We start from the raw sequence: 16,869 nt of genomic DNA, 5'->3' as shown, positions 1-16,869 counted from the left end.
TTAATGCGTCCGAGAAAATTATTTTTTGTCCGAAAATTGATAAATTAGGTGATATGTTCCATTCAGCTCATTCTCGCCGGCATTGGCCGACACTCCTACTGTCCGTGCTCTTCTCCTTAAAGGGTTTAGACCTCAGCGCGCAATTGTTTCATCAGGACAGCCTGAAATTAATAGCCGGGCAGTTTGCCTTTACCGAGGGACCGGCAGTGGATAAGTCCGGGGACATCTATTTCACCGATCAGCCTAATAACAAAATCTGGAAATATAACACCAAAGGGCAACTTACGCTTTTTAAAGATGCTGCAGGCCGCGCCAATGGCTTGTATTTTAACCATCAGGGTCAGCTCCTCGCCTGTGCCGACGAAAAGAACGAAATCTGGTCAATCAGCAAAGATGGAGAGGTTACCGTGCTGCTCTCAGCAGTTGATGGGAAAAAACTGAATGGTCCAAATGACCTTTGGGCAGACAAGAAAGGCGGCATCTACTTTACAGACCCCTTTTATCTGCGCGATTATTGGACAAGGAAAAAGCCAGAGATCGCTGGGCAGAAAGTCTACTACCTTCCACCAGGAAAAGGAAAAAAACCGATCGTAGTAGCTGAAGATGTAAGCAAACCGAACGGCATTGTAGGATCGGCCGATGGAAGATACCTGTATGTCGCCGATATCGAACGGAATAAAACATACCGGTACAGCATTGAATCTGACGGCAAACTCAGCAGACAGACGGCACTTATTGATCAGGGATCTGACGGGATGACTTTGGATCAGCAAGGAAATATTTACCTCACAGGCAAAGGCGTTTTTATCTATAGTCCTACAGGCCTGCTGATCGGACATATTGAAGTAAATGAACCATGGACGTCCAATGTCTGTTTTGGAGGCAAAGATCGCAGCGACTTATTTATAACCGCCTCAACAGCCATCTATAGGATCCCCATGCGCACCAAAGGCGTAGATTAATAAGTATAAACATCGCGAAACCTTTACATTTCATGATCCACACTTACCTGTGCTTTATAGCGGTCGATCTTTTGGTACACCTTATTAAAAAACATTTTTTTGTCCCGCGTTCCTGCTGTATTTAACAATCTGGAGTTTTTGAGCTGATGCTGATAGAAATGGAAGGCGTGTTGACAGCTGTCTTTATCATTGGTAATAAAATAACCAAGCATTGTATGCGGAACGAATAGTGACCTCCGGTCGTTATTTCCAACAAGGACATTATTGTTTAAAATCAATAACTCATGGTAGTACAGCTGGTAATGGTCGTTGCTTGGTACACAACTTTTCTCCAGTGAAAATAGCAGTTCTTTAAGCTGCTCACAGAGCAGCTTTCCGTTTTCGGCAGTCAGTAAACCGGCCTGCGAAAAATAGATGATCTGCTGCAGGGTACTGTTAATGGTGGTATCGTTCCAGATCTCTTTCACCCGGATGGACGAATAATAATCGTGGAGCTTCTGACCTCTACCATCGATAGGTGTATTCGCCAAAAAAGATTCGAAAGACAGTTCCAATCCGTCCGAACCCAATAAATTGAGCCATACATATTTTTTGAATATGGACAATAACCCTGTATTGATGGTATAAAAGATTGGAATATCCTTAGCCGAGTAATACAGGTAAGTCTGCAGATTGGGTTCAAACTCCGTTAAGGATTTAAACGAATGCTCCAGGTAATTTGACAGATCATTAAAGGACTGAATTTCTGGCGTTTTTTTCACTAAGATGTGATCACTTTGCTGAAATAGCTTATCCAAAGAAAGTGAAAAGCGATTTGCAAGCTGCACCGTCTCCCCGATTGAAAATTTGCTCTTCATGGAGATTCTGCGGTGCGCCGCATCATAACTAATATCGAGGGCGCCTGCAATCACCTCGATAAGAGATTTCGCGGGATCGATTTTCCGCTGTATTTCCTGAATCAACTTCTCCTGATACATAAGTTCACTATTTTTTTTGCGATAATCACAAAAATAAAAAATTAAATTATTGTTTACCACAATTTTAACTGCGATTATCACAATAACTTTGGAAGACAATCGATATTTATTTATTAAAAGCCAGTTATGAAAATCGTATTAAATAAACCAGAGGGCTTAGCCAGCCCAAGTGAAATGTCAAAGACGTTGCCATTTTCGCGCGAAATTAGTCATGAGGGCACCGCAGCATTATCAAGCTACCTCGAAAGCGCAACAGGCCAGCAATTCCCGATCTTGACGGGCACACGCCTAGAACCAGCACTTTTTCAGGGCAACATTGAAAACTTTATCGGTATGAGTCAAATCCCGACAGGTGTCATTGGCCCTCTTCAGGTTCATGGAACTTCGGCCAATGGAAATTACCATATCCCGCTTGCGACCACGGAAGGGGCATTGGTTGCATCCTATCACCGCGGATCCAGAGCCTGTTTAATGGCCGGCGGGATAACATCGATCTGTCTGCAAGAAGGGGTTCAAAGAAGCCCTGTATTCAAATTTGAGACCATCAAGGATCTGAGTCTCTTCGTTTCCTGGTTCCTCGCAGAGAAAGAAAACTTTCAGGAAATCGTAAGGCGTACAAGCCGTTTTGCCAAGTTAACCGATACCCGCATACAGATCGAAGGCAATCATTTAACCATCTCCTTTGAGTATTTCACTGCAGATGCAGCAGGCCAGAATATGGTTACCATCTGCACAGAGGCTCTCTGCCAATTTATGATGGCCTCTTGTCCCATCAAACCCAGTCACTGGTTTATTGAGGGAAACAGCTCGGGAGATAAAAAAGCAACCGCCGCGGCTTTCCATCATGTTAGGGGCAAAAAGGTAACTGCCGAAATAACACTACCGGCCAACATCGTGTCCGAAGTCCTTAAAACTTCATCCGAACTGATGGACCGCTATTGGCGTACATCTACCATGGGGGTTATTCAAAGCGGAGCTATAGGAGCACAGGGGCACTACGCCAATGGATTGGCCGCCTTGTTTTTAGCAACGGGTCAGGATGTCGCCTGTGTTGCCGAAGCAGCAACCGGTATCACCCGCATGGAGCTGAATAAAGACGGTTCACTCTATGCGGCAGTGACCTTGCCCAATCTTATTGTCGGCACTGTCGGTGGTGGAACAAAGCTCCCGACCCAAAGAGAGTGCCTGGAAATGATGGACTGCTATGGCGAAGGGAACGCCATAAAGTATGCTGAAATAGCCGCAGCACTTGTTCTCGCAGGAGAATTATCGATCGCCGCAGCCCTTTCCGCAGGTCAGTTTACACAGGCACATCAAAAATTTGGCAGAAAAAAATCATTATAAAATGGAAACTAAAAAAGAAAACAGATGGAATGTGCCCAATGCACTTTCCGCCTACCGTATACTGGCATTGCCCTTTATCAGCTATGCACTTTTCACCGCAGACAGGGATCTCTTTATCCTCTTATTATCCATCAACCTGATTAGTGATATCCTCGATGGACTAATTGCCAGGCTATTTAACCTTCAGACGGAATTTGGCGCCAAATTAGATTCTGTCGCAGATATCGGCACATACCTGATGGCTTTCATCGGCATGATAACATTGGAAAAAGGCTTTGTAATGGCCTATAAAATCGAATTTATCCTGCTCATTGTCCTATGGATTATTCCCCAGATCTATGCGCTTATCCGATTTAAACGCTTTCCCAGCTTCCACTTATGGTCCTATAAATTAACGGGCTATCTTCAGGGCATATTTATCTTTGGTTATTTTGTATTCGGATTCAACGCCTTTTATTTCCACCTGATGTTAGCCGTAAGCTATCTGGCCTATCTGGAAGAATTGGTGCTCGTGATTATCCTCCCGAAGCTGCAATCCAATCTGAAAAGTATATTCCTTATCCAATTACACAGAAGGGCTTAATCATGTATGTATTAATAGCGAATATATTGTTGTTATTTTTTGGCATTGGCGCATTGGTCACTGGCTATCTCAATAGGAATAGTCCACTTGCACAAGCAAGGGAACGCTGGCTTAAACTGGGTTTTTACTTCCTTATTTTGACCCTTGTCTTTTTGTCCATTTATACGGACTATATCAGTCTTTTGGCCATTTGCATTGGAATAGTCGGTCTTTACGAAATTGGCAAGGCTCATCTATCTTCAGCACGGTCGCTGTTATTTTTTTGTTCTGTAGTAGTCCTTTACCTCGCGCTTATCGCTGCGTTTATAAATTTTGGCCACAGGGCATCGACAGAAAAGGTTTGTTTCATCTATTTTACGGTCGTGGTTTTTGATGGATTCAGCCAGCTCTGCGGTCAATTATTCGGCAAAAGAAAACTTATCCCATCGATTAGTCCCAATAAAACAATTGCGGGTTTAGTTGGCGCTTTGGTCATTGTCAGCAGTACCAGCTTGTTCCTCTTTCCTTCCATGGAATTGTCCGACATGCAAACTTTAATGACTAGCCTTTTTATTTGCTTTTCAGCATTGTTGGGCGATCTATTGGCTTCGTGGTACAAGCGAATCTGCCGAATTAAAGATTATGGTACCCTCATTCCAGGGCATGGCGGAATACTAGACCGATTTGACAGCTTTATATTCAGCGGAGCCATGTATGGGCTCATTTGCCTTTAAAAACAAGATGATGAAAAACGATTTATGGAATATGCTTCTCTTAGCTACCCTCTTCTTGCTGCTATTTGGGCTTGCCGAACTATTGTATAAACAGTTTAAGGTTAAAGCCGAGTTTACCCGAAAACTCGTTCATGTAGGCACAGGGATAATCTGCCTATTATTCCCGATTTTGATCACAAGCCACTGGTCTGTTTTTATCCTATGCGGATTGTTCGCCTTGATTTTATTGCTATCCATCAAGTTCGGTTTATTGAAATCGATCCATGCAATCGACCGAAAATCTGTCGGTAGCCTAGCCTATCCCGCAGCGGTCTATCTCTGCTTTCTCGCCCAGGCCATGTTGGGCAAGGGGGCTATTTTTTATTATTTGCCGCTACTCACCTTAGCACTATGTGATCCGATGGCGGCATTATCCGGCAAAAAATGGCCTTATGGTTCTTACCGCCTATTCGGTGCGCGAAAAACACTGGTAGGATCCGCCGTGTTCTTTATATGTGCTTTTATTACAGTGATCGTAATTGGACACTATCTCCATGAGCCAAGCCTGCACCTAAGCGAAATCACCATGATATGTACCCTGGCACTCGTCGTGACAATAGCCGAAGCATGTAGCAAAGACGGTTACGACAACATAAGTATTCCCGTCAGTAGTATACTCAGTTTGTATATCTTATTTCCTTGATACGGAACCGTCCAGAAATTTTAATTTCGATCGCATGGCTATCGCTTGATTTTTGAAAAGACGTAAAACATGCTCCTTGCAATTTCAAGGCTCCGCTCGGCATATATTCTGGTCTGGTCGGGCGTATCATCAGCGATTTTGGGATCCTCAAAAGTAACCGGAAACCTTCTATCGGCACCTGCTATAAACGGGCATCCCCCATCGGCCTGCGAACAGGTCATAATGGCGATAAACTTCGATACCGGATTAAAGGGGCTATCATATTTTTTTGAAAAACCAATTACGGGAAGCGCATTGTCATCATATTTTATAGCATATACAGGGTTATGGGTATCCGAAACCGTAAAGATATGGAAACCCTGCCCGGCTAACGTCTCCGCTACTTTAGGAAATAGGGCCGTTTCTTCTGTACCGCCCGAATAACAATATACCTTTGGAATATTGAAATATGCACTTGCCACCTGCGTCCAAACCTGGGACAAGTGGCTGCGCCTTGAATTATGGGTACAGATGAAATTGAGGTTTACAGCCTCCGATTGATCAACCTTCTCCTGAATAGCAAGGATCAAAGGCTTTAAAACGGTGCTGCTACCTTCGTTATCTAATCGCGTCCAATTGAGCTGCTCAATGGTATCCGCTAATTTAGGGTATATCATGCGATGATCAACAATTTAACAACATCCTGATCCAGGTGTACAGCATGAGGGTTGCGCTATCGGTAGCTGCGCCAGGTTCAGCTTCGTTTTTTCCGATGGTATGCCACAGGCATCATGCGCCAGACAAGCAGTCGTTTTATTTTTCAGTATAAACGTTTTCCCATTAAAATCAAGGTCGTACTTACCGATGGTATCGCTTTGGTATTCCACTTCGATGTCAGCATCTTCCAGTCCTAGTTTTTCTTCAGAGAGCTTGATGATATGGAGCAGCTTTGCAGGTTTGAGACGGTGCTCATAATCGTCCGCATTCCACAATTGAAAGTTGACTACGCTCTCATTCCGGACAACGCCACCACAATCGATAAAGTTCTTAGTGATTTGACCAACCTCGGTCACATGGAAATGCTCGGGCACAAAATTGCCGTTTTCCAATTGAAACTCAACATTTGTTAAGGTTGGAAGGATTTCTTTAATTTCTGATAATCTCATAATAATTCAATTTAAAATGAACGCGCTATTTATTAATAATATATCGCAATATTACGATACGTATTGCCAAAAAAAATGCACTAACAGCATCCTTTTACTTTTACATCCTGGTTAAAGAATGTATTCAGTACACCTTGGGTTTGCTTCCACACATTTTCGTCAATGCAATAACAGACTGATTTTCCCGCTATGGTACCCTGGATGATGCCTATATTTTTAAGCTCTTTCAGGTGCTGCGATATCGTCGCCTGTGCCAATCCCAATTCCTCAACCAAATCGTTACAAATACATGCCTTTTGGTTTATGATGTACTGAAGAATTGCTATCCGTGCCGGATGTGCTAAGACCTTTAGGAATGAAGCCAGTTTATTCTGCTCGTCGGTGTAAATTTCTGTTTTCGTAATTCCCATATTGCAAATTAATACATCGCAATATTACGATATTAATTTAACGAATCCAAATTTCCGCATCCTATTTATTGTAGCCTACCCTACCCATCAGCAATCCACCACCATTCTAGGTATGGCAATAATGAAAACGGCAACTACCATCTATCTTGCTTTACGTCGCATCCGATGACGGACCCATCCGAAAAATCCAAAGTACAACGTTTTTAGCCTTGCGCTTTGGATTTTCTTTTCGCTGATTATTTTATATTTTTGTACATCTTCCAGCAATAATCTAATTTAGTCGGGAACAACCATTATGCAGTTTAATTTCGCCTTTGATTCCAGTCCGTTTAAAACCCTGATCGCTTTTCATAAGATTATACCCTCTTTTGAAGCAGCGGCCCTATCGCCGGTTGGCTTTCAGGCTAATTACGCCCGATCGCTGCTGGAAGAAATCAGCAAATACCCCGAACTTATCGAGGGGGTCGAAAAAGCCGAAGACCTGCTGCGATACGAGCCTATCATCAAGGTGCTGCTGGCAGATCTGTTTCCAAGCTCACTGACGCATAATGAGATCAAGGCCATTACCATTCCCTTCCATCTCTATACGTTCAACCATACCGCAAGACTGGAAAAAATATTACAGGACGCCGGCGATCACTATGAATTTAGTCTGCGCGACATCTCGCCCGACACCTATTATATCCTCAATTGCTGCGTCATCATCAGTCAATATTATGGCTTTAAGGTGGATGCTATGGATGCCCCGCTCTTTTTGGATATTCCAGACAAGAATAATATCATTCATCATTACCGCGTCCTCTTCAATGCCGATTTTATCGATGTCCTTCCGACAGAACAGGCTATCGACCTTTCGGCAGAAGATATTACCGAACTGGTCGACAACTTTTCAGATATTGCCTTATGGAAGTCCAAATTCCCCGAGCAGAGCTGGATCCTGAAGGGCTTTTCCATTATGACGCTCTTCGATGCCACCATTGAAAATGCGGTATCGAGCTTCAAGAGCAATCTGCTGCGCGAAAAAAGTGCGATCCAAATGGCGGAAATAGAAAGCATCTTCAGGTCGATTTATAAAATAAATGATCTGCGGATCGGACTCACCTCCTTTGAAAAAGTCAGGGACGAGTACAACTTACGGCTTGTCGAAAAACAGCTGTACAGTCATCTACTTTACGATTCGACCATCGAGGAGTGTGAAAGCATGCTCTGCAGCGAGACCCTGGAGCGCATGCTCAGCAAGGACGAATACCTTGTTGTGCCGGATATTGACAAACTGCCGATTGCTGATCCAAAACAGGCCTTTTTTATCAATAAGCTGAAGCAGCAAAATGTAAAGAGCTTTATTTTTGTTCCCCTGATCGAGGGCGACAAAGTGCTGGGTTTACTGGAAATGTCTTCCTCCAGGGTACGCGAACTCAATTCGGTCAATGCCAACAAGCTCAATTTCATCTTGCCCTTTATAAAGGATAAAGTTTCGAAAGCATTTTCCGAAACTGAAAACCAGATTGAAGCGGTGATCCAAAAAGAATATACATCGATCCACCCGAGTGTCAAATGGCGGTTTCAGGAAGAAGCCATCCATTTCCTCAACGACCGCGCCTTCGGCAAAGACTATGCCCTGCAGGAAATCGTCTTTGACCATGTTTATCCGCTATATGGACAAATCGACGTACAGGGCTCCTCCGAATCCCGAAATCAGGCCATCCGGCAAGATCTGATCAATCAGAGAGAGGAGCTTATCGCGCTGTTTACGGCGGTCAACCAGACGCAGCCATTACCCCTATTTGAGCAGAAAATATTCGATTTGGAACGAAATCTGACGACGCTGCAACATGGGCTGCTGACGGATACGGAACAGCTTATGCTCGATTATTTTAACCAGGATATCCATCCTATTCTGGAGAATTTCAGAAAGAATAACACAAATAGCCTCGCCACAGAGTCCATAGACCGTTATTTTGAGCGGATCAACCTGTCCATCGGCGGTTTTTATGAGGCCCGTCAGGATTATGACAACTCCATCACGCTGATCAACAAAAAGCTGGTGGCCATCCTCGACGAGAAGCAGGTGGAAGCCCAACAGTACTTTCCACATTACTACGAGCGCTACAAGACAGATGGTATCGAGCACAATATGTATATCGGGGCATCCATTGCTCCGGACCGGAATTTTGAGCTGTATTATCTGCGCAATTTACGCCTGTGGCAACTGCAGGTGATGTGTGCAATGGAACAGGAATTTAGGCAGCTGCAACCCTCACTGCCCCACCTGCTCGAGGTAACCTCCCTGATATTGGTTTTTGCCACGCCCATTTCCATCCGCTTTCGCATGGACGAGAAGCAGTTCGATATTGATGGCTCCTACAATGTGCGCTATGAAATTGCCAAGAAACGGATCGACAAAGCCAAGATCAAAGGTTCGACAGAACGCATTACCCAAAAAGGTAAACTGGTCATTGTTTACTCCAATGTACATGAAGAGACAGAGTACCTAGGCTACATCAACCTACTTCAACACAAGGGCTTATTGACGAATGAAATTGAACAGTTTGAGGTGGAGGATCTCCAGGGCCTAGTAGGCCTGAAAGCGATTCGTGTAGGCTTTCAATTTCAGGAACAATAAGAAAACAGCAACGATCCTTTGGAATAGGTTTGATTACCGAAAAGTAAACGGTAGCTTTTTTTTATTTTATAAGGAAAAATTATTGCATTGCAATAGCAATTTCGCCGAGATTGGGTTATCTTTACCTCAAAGATTGATCGGGCCATATGATAGAAAACGCATTCAACGAAGCTGCTGTAAACGGTAGGGAAATGGATCGGCTAGCGGAATTACAGCGCTACGATATTATTGATAGTCCTTCCGAAAGCATTTTTGATGGCCTGCTGCAGCTAGCTGCACAGGTTTTTCAGGTGCCAGCGCTGTTGCTCACCTTTGTCGGTGCTGATCATATCTTTATTAAATCCAGCTTGGGCATCGACCAGGCTGAGCCTATCAACCGCGCGAATAGCCTTTTTTCCAGTACCATTGAACATCAGCAGGTGATGGTGATCGAAGATCTGCTACGCGAAAAAGCCTGGACCGGAGATCGCAGCTGGATCGAAAGCCAAACCCTTCGCTTCTATGCCGGTGCCCCGCTAGTGACAGCCGATGGATTTCTGATCGGCACATTCAGCATTGCCGACCATCAGCCGCGCGAGTTTAACGAAGCCGAACGGGACAAGCTGGCCTCCTTTGCCCAAACAGCTATGGATCAGGTCGCTTTGCGCCAATCAGCACTAGCGAAGATCGAAGAGGTTGCCGCCGTCAATACCCATCTGGCCAATATGCAGCAGCGGCTGCTCGATCTCAACAGCGAGCTTGAAGCTGCCAATGCGCAGCTTACCCAGACCAATAGCATGCTTTTCAAATCGTACGATGTGACCCTGCTGCTCAACAAAAACCTCAAGAAGAACGAGCAGCGCTTGAAATCCTTTATCACCAAAGCACCCATCGCCTTTGCCATTCTAACGGGCCGCGAAATGAAGATCGAGGTCGCCAACGATAAGGTGCTCCATATATGGGGTAAAACCGATGCCGTGGTAGGCTTGCCACTGGCAAAAGCCTTGCCCGAGCTCGAAGGCCAGCCTTATTTTAATCTGCTCGATACTGTTTTCACGAGCGGACAAGCCTATATCGGTGATACGGCTCCAGTGGAATTAGAAGAGGATGGAATAGTAAGCACCCATTATTTTGATTTTATTTACGAACCGGTCAAAGGCGAAGACGGAAAAACAGAATCCATTATTGTGATCGCCAACGAGGTGACCGAGCGTATCCGGCAGAACAACCATCTGGAAGGGCTCAACCAGGAGCTGGAAATGGCCCTCAAAGCCGGCGAACTGGGCACCTATCACCTGGATATTCAAAACTGGAAAAACCAGGCTTCAGCTACCTGTAAAGGCCATTTTGGCCTACCGCCAAATGAGACCTTTGAATTTGACGACTTCATTCAGGCGATTATCCCCGAACACCGCGATATGGTGCAGCAAAAAGTGGAGGAAGCCATTGCCAAAAAGATTACCTATCAGGCCGAATATATGACCCGCTGGCCAGATGGTTCGCTCCATTGGATCAATTCCTCGGGACTGACCCACTATGATGCCGAAGGCACCCCAATCGATCTGATCGGGGTAACGGTCGATGTAACCACCCGCAAAAATTACGAGGCGCAAAAAGAAGATTTTCTGAGTATCGCCAGCCACGAGCTCAAAACCCCCATTACCAGCCTTCGGGGGACAATACAGATGCTGGAGATGCTGAAAGACAAATCGGCAGATGCCACCATCGGCAAACTTATTGACATGTCGGGCGCTAGCATCAAAAAAATAACGGCACTGGTAGATGACCTGTTGAATATGCACCGCATCAGCCTAGGGCAGCTCGAACTGAATACCACAACTTTTGCAGCAGCCAAGATGATCCGCTCCTGCTTTAGCGACATCAATATGATTGGCAAGCACCAGCTCAACCTGGAGGGCGACATCGAGGCCAGGCTCCATGCTGATGAACAGCGCATCGAACAGGTGGTCTCCAACCTGATCAACAATGCCATCAAATATGCACCGGCTTCGCATACCATTGACGTGCGGATCGAGCAGCTTCCCCGATCTGTTAAGATCAATGTAAGGGATTATGGCGAAGGCATTCCAGCCGAGCTACAGCAGCAGATCTTCGAGCGTTATTACAGGGTCTATCCCGATGGCAAGAAATATTCCGGCCTCGGACTGGGGCTGTATATCTCGGCAGAAATTGTCAAGCGCCATGGTGGTGAGATCGGTGTAGACAGCAGTCCCGGCCAAGGCAGCAATTTCTGGTTTACCATACCGCATGCCGAACCGCATCCTGATGAAAGCCTTTAAATAAAGGTACGAGTCAAGGTTTTATCCAAATTTAAGCAATTCGATATCACATCGGATATGCGTTTGCTTCGGCTTAAAACAAAGTCTAAGTCGCTTTAAACCATTCGATGTTCCATCAGGTAGGCCAATGCCTCACGTACGGCCTGTTCGCTGCTTTTGGGATTAAAACCAAGTTCCGTGCGCGCTTTGCTGATATCAAAATCCTGCTGCAGCCCCGAAAACATCGCAATATCTTTGCGGGTAATCGTTGGCGCCGCACCTTTCAACCATCCTGCGAGCTCCATAAGTCCTGCTACTCCATAAAGCAACATTTTGGGAACGGCTGCGGGAATCTTGAGCCCTAATTCGGGATATAGTTTCTGTGCCCATTTGGTCGTATCGGTTATCGTCATACACTTTTCATTGGCCAAAATATAACGTTCGCCTGCTTTTCCGTGGAGGGCGGCGAGGTAGCAGCCCTCGGCGACATCCTTGACGTCCACCCAATTGAGGGCGATGCCGGTATCGACAGGAATCTGCTTGGTCAGAATAAGGCGGAGCACATCGTAGGAAACGTTGAGGGGCAGGGAGCTTTCACTGCCAATCATGGCACCGGGCATGACCGACACCAGCTCGATGCCCAGTTCGACCGCCAGTTTAAAGGCCAGCTTTTCGCCATCGTTTTTGGAATTGTAGTAGGCATCCCGCCGGTCGGGGTTGTAACCGTTGCTCTCCTTTGTGGGCGTATGCGTGTAATCCAGTGCAGCAATAGAGCTTACATAGATGATTTTTTTGACGCCTGCCTCTGCGGCGGCTTCGATGGTATTGCGGGTACCCTGCATATTCACGTCGTAGATTTCCTTTTGCGGATCGCGGGCCCATAGCTTAAAAGCCGCCCCCACGGCATAGAACGTATCCACGCCCTGGAGCGCCCTGACAAAAGAGGCCTTATCGGTGATATCTGCCGATACGAGTTCGCAAGGCAAGTTTTTCAATGCAGCGTTGTTATCGAGATTTCGCACAGAAGCGCGTACCTGAAAACCCTTTGTGAGCAGCAGTCTGACCAGGTTATTTCCCAGGTGCCCATTTGCACCCGACACCAATACCAGTGTTTTTGTTGTCATGTGTTTGATTTTAAATGATAGCACAAAGTTCTGCTTTGGCCATTCAAAACCAGTTCACAAATGTTACCTAATGATCTGTTTGCGGATTCGGCTCAAACTTTTGGGGTTCATACCGAGGAAAGATGCGATATATTGCATGGGTACATTGTGCAGCAACTCCGGCTGCTCGGCCATGAGTTTGAGGTAACGTTTTTCAGCCGTAAGCGTGGCTAGCTCTTTCGATCTCTTCTCATTGTAACTCAAAGCTTGCTGAAACACATACATGCTAAAATCTTTAAAATCAGGCGATTGCAGCATAAGCAGATCGAGGTTTGCCTTACTGATGCGTAGCAGTTCGCAGTCGGTTATACTTTCCAGATTTTCTTCGGTGCAGGTCTGGTTGCTGAAATTTTGGTAAGAGCAGATAAATCCCGGCGGGCAGTTGATATGTGTCGTCAGTTCATCGCCTTTATCATTGTAATGGAACAGACGAACAAAGCCCGACACCACAAAATAGAGGTAAGCCGGTACCTTTCCCTCTTCTTCAATGAGCTGATGCTTAGCATAGCGCACAGGCTCCATATACGTTTTGAGCAGCTCAATCTCGGATTCCGATAGCTGGCTGTGTTGTTTGATCAGCTGAATAAACTTTACGTGCATTTTATCTGTTTTAATCGTCTCCCAATCCTTTCATACGTACACCTGCCATTTCCTGTGCTTGAGTGTCGCATCGCTGGGTATCGCCCATTAACCAAACAAATATACTAAAAACGATTAATATACTAATAAAATTAGTAAATAAATCCTGCATCAGGACTTTTATGCCCGGTATTCCTTGCTGGCGAAAGCCAAAAATTACAGCAAGCTTGGCACAATAAAGAGCAATAAACCGACATGAACGATAAGCGGCCCAGCCATCATTAATTGCGCGCGGGATACGTTGGCGCGGGATAGTCCCTGTCGACATGCATCTGATTGATCAAAACTTCGTTGATCAGGTGACGCATGCGCTTATCATTGACGGCTATTTTTACAATTTTGTGGTTGTAATAGGAATCGGTTTCAAATTCGCTTTCGATTTTCTCGGCGAATGCAGGCGATAGCGATTTGTAGTGCAGGGCAATTTCGGTTTCCTTTTCGGCCACTTTTTTTACGATCAAGGTCCAGAGTACCCCGTACTCCGGAGCGAAAAAGATTTTTCTCGGCGGCGGCACTTTCAATTTTTTATTCTTTAGGGTATACGTATACAGCAGATGAATACTTGGTTTGGAAACATCTTTCGCTGCTGCCGCGACCAGTTTATTATAGTCTTTTTCGTTATCCACAACCGTCTCAATACTTATTCCCTGCTCCTCAATTTCAAAGCTGGCCGTGGAATCTGTACTTTCCAGGGCTGTGATTTTCATTTTGCTGTCCACAAACTGGCCGGCCATATTTGGAAGGGATTCTTTTACACGTTCGAAGCTTGCCGCTAAACGGAGCGGAACCAATTTAGTTGTCACCGTCTGGGCACGCAGACTACCTGCTGCGGCTATAAAAAGAAGTATTATACACAAATATTTTCTCATTATGATTGTTTTTAAGATGTCATTGAGCGATAACGATCGTTCAATTTTCCTCGAATTTACTGATTTTATAGCGGCTATATTCTTCCATCTAATATCCGACAGCATTCATTTACAATTCGTTGTATTTTCAAGCATTTCCGACAGCAATTGGCCTAAAAATGTCTTAACGGCAGCCATACCCCCTCACATACCAGGCCACGGTCATTAACTTGGTCCGGTTGGTCTTTCAATCGCTTTAGCGTCCAGACTGGCTTGTTCAGGAATGGTCAATGTCGCCTCCATCAAACGCTAGGCACCTCGGCTTGTTGCCGCTACGTCAATTGATCAGCCCCTTTACCGGCAAAATACACGACAGCACATCCAGTTTAAAAGTCAAGATTGAGAAAGACAAGGTTGAGTTGGATATCATTTGAAAAAAATTAAAGTTAGCACTATGCTGTCGAAGATTCTACTATTGCTGTCAATTTTTCATGTAAAATCTGACAGTTTTCGTGAAAAAAAATCAGTTTTTTGAACTCGGTATCTTTTTTGTGCAATTTTTAATACAGTCGGCCGACTGGCAATTAGTAGATTATTGTTATACTTCATTAAAAGGAGGTTACTATGAAACTTGCAAAAAGAAACTGGAACAATTTTTCACTTTTTTCGCCCATGTTTGATAATTTTAACCGTGAGCTTTTAAACTGGGACAACAAAAACTATTCATCAACAAGTACCACTGTTCCTGCAGTCAACATTAAGGAAAACGGAGACACTTTCGAAGTGGAGGTCGCTGCACCCGGTATGGCCAAAGACGATTTCAAGGTCACACTCGACGGCAATCTCCTGACCATATCTTCGGCTAAGCAAGAAGAAAACGAGGAACATAAAGACAACTATACACGCCGTGAGTTTAGCTACCAATCTTTTCAGCGCAGCTTCGAACTTCAAAAGGAGGTTGTCGATCAGGACAATATCCAGGCACGCTATGAAAATGGCATGCTCCGATTGACAATACCAAAGAAAGAAGAAGCCAAACAGAAGGAACCGCGGATGATCGAAATATCCTAAAAATCCAGCTAGCAGCAATAACTTGGTTAGCCTCCCATGGAGGCTAACCTATTTTTCAGTCTTTAATCCCCGGACTATGAAAACGTCGAATTACTATATTGAAATACAGATGTACTGCCACGGACGTTACATCACGATCGCCAGTTTTGACAAAAACAGCTGTGAAAAGATTATTCATGAACTATTTGATGAACTGCTCGGTGAGCACGAAACCTCCGATAGCAGACGGCTGCGCATCAATCTTCTGCTGAACGACACCGCAATTCCGAAGACGCAGTTGCGGTCCATACACTGTACACTGGATGAATTGGCCGAGAATACCAAGATGATCATCAAGAAGACCTTCCGCTCAATCAACTTTGACTGATGTCAGCCTGCAACGACATTTACCGTCAACTACCAGCTTTTAGACCGTTTAAACACATTTTTTTTACATTATTTTTTTTATTTCAATCTTGATTTTTATCAAATTGATTTTTAATTTGGGCACGGTTTTCAAAAAGGCACCTGTTGCCCAAACCAACATTTTTTAAAAGCTAATATTCTATTTAAATATAAATTTTAGTTATTGGATCATGTTAACAGAATTACTAATTACAAACACAGAACGACGTTTTTCTTTCAGGCCATTTTTTATCGCACTTGTTGTGCTGGCCAACAGTTTCAATCTATCTGGGCAAACCGCAAAGCCCCTTAAATCCGGTTTCGAAGCGAGGCTCATCAATATTGAAGCACCCAGCAACGAACCTTTTCGTTATACAACGACCCTGACCAATGGATCCGCCCAATTGGTTAACTACAATCTGAATGCCCAGCTGCCTGATGGATGGCAGATCAGCTACCGCGTAGAAGGGTCGCAGGTGACTTCCCTGCAGATGCAACCCAATAAAGCCCAGGAAATCAGCATTGAAATCAGCTGTCCGATCACGGCCAAGCCCGATAAATATAAAATTCCGGTACGGGCAATCTCCCCGACCGACACCTTAAAGCTTGATCTCGAAGCAGTCGTTAAAGGCTCCTATGCCCTTGAATTGACCACCCCCAGCGGGCGGCTGAGCGACGAAGTCGTATCCGGCAGCAGCAAGGAAATTCTACTTAAAGTCAAGAACACGGGCACCCTGCCACTCAATGCTTTGGAACTGACGTCCCAATTACCCAGCAGATGGGAAGCAAGCTTCGAACCCTCGAACATCAAACAGCTCGAAGCAGGTAAATCTATCGACGTCAAAGTCAACCTCAAAGTTCCCGACAAAACCATCGCCGGTGACTATGCGGCAAAATTTGAGATCAAGTCATCCAATAGCAACGCCGACATTTCATTCCGTATGATTGTGAAGACCTCTTTGCTTTCTGGCTGGATCGGCATGCTGGTCATCGTTTTGGCCATTGGTTTGGTGTATTTTCTCATCCGCAAATACGGCCGCAGATAAGGGCGCAACAAAAAGATTATC

The 16,869-nt window shown here is 44.9% G+C and carries 18 protein-coding genes; 11 read left to right on the top strand and 7 right to left on the bottom strand.

Annotated features, from left to right (window positions below):
• Positions 1-53: 53 nt before the first annotated feature.
• On the top strand, positions 54-962 hold the full coding sequence (locus B3P16_RS16730) for an SMP-30/gluconolactonase/LRE family protein (protein WP_286752092.1): 909 nt from the start codon (positions 54-56) through the stop codon (positions 960-962).
• 23 nt (positions 963-985) lie between these two features.
• On the opposite strand, the gene B3P16_RS16725 is transcribed toward B3P16_RS16730, so the two are convergent.
• Positions 986-1,939: a hypothetical protein gene (locus tag B3P16_RS16725; protein WP_286752093.1), complete on the bottom strand. Its 954-nt coding sequence runs from the start codon at positions 1,937-1,939 to the stop codon at positions 986-988.
• Positions 1,940-2,065: 126 nt separating this feature from the next.
• On the opposite strand from B3P16_RS16725, the gene B3P16_RS16720 reads away from it, so the two are divergent.
• Genes B3P16_RS16720 through B3P16_RS16705 form a run of 4 tightly spaced genes read left to right on the top strand, consistent with a single transcriptional unit; the run spans position 2,066 to position 5,261 of the window.
• Positions 2,066-3,283: a hydroxymethylglutaryl-CoA reductase gene (locus B3P16_RS16720; protein ID WP_286752094.1), complete on the top strand. Its 1,218-nt coding sequence runs from the start codon at positions 2,066-2,068 to the stop codon at positions 3,281-3,283.
• A 1-nt stretch (position 3,284) separates the two neighbouring features.
• Complete coding sequence (locus B3P16_RS16715; RefSeq protein ID WP_286752095.1) at positions 3,285-3,866, top strand: CDP-alcohol phosphatidyltransferase family protein; 582 nt, start codon at positions 3,285-3,287, stop codon at positions 3,864-3,866.
• A gap of 2 nt (positions 3,867-3,868) precedes the next feature.
• Positions 3,869-4,579, top strand: a complete 711-nt coding sequence (locus tag B3P16_RS16710; protein ID WP_286752096.1) for a phosphatidate cytidylyltransferase — start codon at positions 3,869-3,871, stop codon at positions 4,577-4,579.
• A gap of 7 nt (positions 4,580-4,586) precedes the next feature.
• Positions 4,587-5,261 (top strand): phosphatidate cytidylyltransferase, encoded by a 675-nt coding sequence (locus B3P16_RS16705; protein WP_286752097.1) that lies wholly within the window; start codon positions 4,587-4,589, stop codon positions 5,259-5,261.
• Positions 5,262-5,299: 38 nt separating this feature from the next.
• Here B3P16_RS16705 and B3P16_RS16700 read toward each other — a convergent pair whose 3' ends face one another.
• The 3 genes from B3P16_RS16700 to B3P16_RS16690 all read right to left on the bottom strand — a co-directional run bounded on the left by B3P16_RS16700 (position 5,300) and on the right by B3P16_RS16690 (position 6,816).
• On the bottom strand, positions 5,300-5,914 hold the full coding sequence (locus B3P16_RS16700; protein ID WP_376749786.1) for a low molecular weight phosphatase family protein: 615 nt from the start codon (positions 5,912-5,914) through the stop codon (positions 5,300-5,302).
• Between the two features lie 18 nt (positions 5,915-5,932).
• The gene (locus B3P16_RS16695; RefSeq protein ID WP_286752099.1) at positions 5,933-6,406 is read right to left on the bottom strand and encodes a DUF6428 family protein; all 474 of its coding nucleotides are present in this window, start codon (positions 6,404-6,406) and stop codon (positions 5,933-5,935) included.
• Between the two features lie 80 nt (positions 6,407-6,486).
• On the bottom strand, positions 6,487-6,816 hold the full coding sequence (locus tag B3P16_RS16690; protein WP_286752100.1) for an ArsR/SmtB family transcription factor: 330 nt from the start codon (positions 6,814-6,816) through the stop codon (positions 6,487-6,489).
• Between the two features lie 295 nt (positions 6,817-7,111).
• Between B3P16_RS16690 and B3P16_RS16685 the strand changes: the two genes are divergently transcribed.
• Positions 7,112-9,439, top strand: a complete 2,328-nt coding sequence (locus B3P16_RS16685) for a GAF domain-containing protein (protein WP_286843622.1) — start codon at positions 7,112-7,114, stop codon at positions 9,437-9,439.
• A gap of 146 nt (positions 9,440-9,585) precedes the next feature.
• A complete protein-coding gene (locus B3P16_RS16680; RefSeq protein WP_286752102.1) occupies positions 9,586-11,718 on the top strand; it encodes an ATP-binding protein in 2,133 nt (710 codons plus the stop codon).
• 95 nt (positions 11,719-11,813) lie between these two features.
• Here B3P16_RS16680 and B3P16_RS16675 read toward each other — a convergent pair whose 3' ends face one another.
• From B3P16_RS16675 to B3P16_RS16665, 3 genes are all read right to left on the bottom strand, one after another.
• Entirely contained in the window at positions 11,814-12,821 is a 1,008-nt protein-coding gene (locus B3P16_RS16675; RefSeq protein ID WP_286752103.1) for an NAD-dependent epimerase/dehydratase family protein, read from the bottom strand.
• A 63-nt stretch (positions 12,822-12,884) separates the two neighbouring features.
• Positions 12,885-13,460, bottom strand: a complete 576-nt coding sequence (locus B3P16_RS16670; protein ID WP_286752104.1) for a Crp/Fnr family transcriptional regulator — start codon at positions 13,458-13,460, stop codon at positions 12,885-12,887.
• Between the two features lie 260 nt (positions 13,461-13,720).
• Positions 13,721-14,368 carry a hypothetical protein gene (locus tag B3P16_RS16665; RefSeq protein ID WP_070561216.1) on the bottom strand — a complete coding sequence of 216 codons (648 nt, stop codon included), beginning with the start codon at positions 14,366-14,368 and terminating at the stop codon, positions 13,721-13,723.
• Positions 14,369-14,637: 269 nt separating this feature from the next.
• Here B3P16_RS16665 and B3P16_RS16660 point away from each other — a divergent pair, with 269 nt between their 5' ends.
• The 4 genes from B3P16_RS16660 (at position 14,638) to B3P16_RS16645 (ending at position 16,848) form a co-directional block, all read left to right on the top strand.
• Positions 14,638-14,781, top strand: a complete 144-nt coding sequence (locus tag B3P16_RS16660; RefSeq protein WP_286843619.1) for a hypothetical protein — start codon at positions 14,638-14,640, stop codon at positions 14,779-14,781.
• A 190-nt stretch (positions 14,782-14,971) separates the two neighbouring features.
• The gene (locus B3P16_RS16655) at positions 14,972-15,418 is read left to right on the top strand and encodes an Hsp20/alpha crystallin family protein (protein ID WP_115049056.1); all 447 of its coding nucleotides are present in this window, start codon (positions 14,972-14,974) and stop codon (positions 15,416-15,418) included.
• A gap of 76 nt (positions 15,419-15,494) precedes the next feature.
• Entirely contained in the window at positions 15,495-15,785 is a 291-nt protein-coding gene (locus B3P16_RS16650; protein ID WP_286752106.1) for a hypothetical protein, read from the top strand.
• 208 nt (positions 15,786-15,993) lie between these two features.
• Entirely contained in the window at positions 15,994-16,848 is an 855-nt protein-coding gene (locus B3P16_RS16645; RefSeq protein WP_286752107.1) for an NEW3 domain-containing protein, read from the top strand.
• Positions 16,849-16,869: the final 21 nt, after the last annotated feature.

The organism is Sphingobacterium sp. UBA7631, from assembly GCF_002483935.1.
GTDB classification, from domain to species: domain Bacteria; phylum Bacteroidota; class Bacteroidia; order Sphingobacteriales; family Sphingobacteriaceae; genus Sphingobacterium; species Sphingobacterium multivorum.
The sequence above is the reverse complement of the archived record's forward strand: the minus strand, read 5'-3'. Positions and strand labels throughout refer to the sequence as shown.

Bases quoted from the DNA above. Each gene is read 5' to 3' on its own strand.
- B3P16_RS16730 (WP_286752092.1), top strand. From the start codon at position 54: ATGTTCCATTCAGCTCATTCTCGCCGGCATTGGCCGACACTCCTACTG.
- B3P16_RS16725 (WP_286752093.1), bottom strand. From the start codon at position 1,939: ATGTATCAGGAGAAGTTGATTCAGGAAATACAGCGGAAAATCGATCCC.
- B3P16_RS16720 (WP_286752094.1), top strand. From the start codon at position 2,066: ATGAAAATCGTATTAAATAAACCAGAGGGCTTAGCCAGCCCAAGTGAA.
- B3P16_RS16715 (WP_286752095.1), top strand. From the start codon at position 3,285: ATGGAAACTAAAAAAGAAAACAGATGGAATGTGCCCAATGCACTTTCC.
- B3P16_RS16710 (WP_286752096.1), top strand. From the start codon at position 3,869: ATGTATGTATTAATAGCGAATATATTGTTGTTATTTTTTGGCATTGGC.
- B3P16_RS16705 (WP_286752097.1), top strand. From the start codon at position 4,587: ATGATGAAAAACGATTTATGGAATATGCTTCTCTTAGCTACCCTCTTC.
- B3P16_RS16695 (WP_286752099.1), bottom strand. From the start codon at position 6,406: ATGAGATTATCAGAAATTAAAGAAATCCTTCCAACCTTAACAAATGTT.
- B3P16_RS16690 (WP_286752100.1), bottom strand. From the start codon at position 6,816: ATGGGAATTACGAAAACAGAAATTTACACCGACGAGCAGAATAAACTG.
- B3P16_RS16685 (WP_286843622.1), top strand. From the start codon at position 7,112: ATGCAGTTTAATTTCGCCTTTGATTCCAGTCCGTTTAAAACCCTGATC.
- B3P16_RS16680 (WP_286752102.1), top strand. From the start codon at position 9,586: ATGATAGAAAACGCATTCAACGAAGCTGCTGTAAACGGTAGGGAAATG.
- B3P16_RS16675 (WP_286752103.1), bottom strand. From the start codon at position 12,821: ATGACAACAAAAACACTGGTATTGGTGTCGGGTGCAAATGGGCACCTG.
- B3P16_RS16670 (WP_286752104.1), bottom strand. From the start codon at position 13,460: ATGCACGTAAAGTTTATTCAGCTGATCAAACAACACAGCCAGCTATCG.
- B3P16_RS16665 (WP_070561216.1), bottom strand. From the start codon at position 14,368: ATGAGAAAATATTTGTGTATAATACTTCTTTTTATAGCCGCAGCAGGT.
- B3P16_RS16660 (WP_286843619.1), top strand. From the start codon at position 14,638: ATGTCGCCTCCATCAAACGCTAGGCACCTCGGCTTGTTGCCGCTACGT.
- B3P16_RS16655 (WP_115049056.1), top strand. From the start codon at position 14,972: ATGAAACTTGCAAAAAGAAACTGGAACAATTTTTCACTTTTTTCGCCC.
- B3P16_RS16650 (WP_286752106.1), top strand. From the start codon at position 15,495: ATGAAAACGTCGAATTACTATATTGAAATACAGATGTACTGCCACGGA.
- B3P16_RS16645 (WP_286752107.1), top strand. From the start codon at position 15,994: ATGTTAACAGAATTACTAATTACAAACACAGAACGACGTTTTTCTTTC.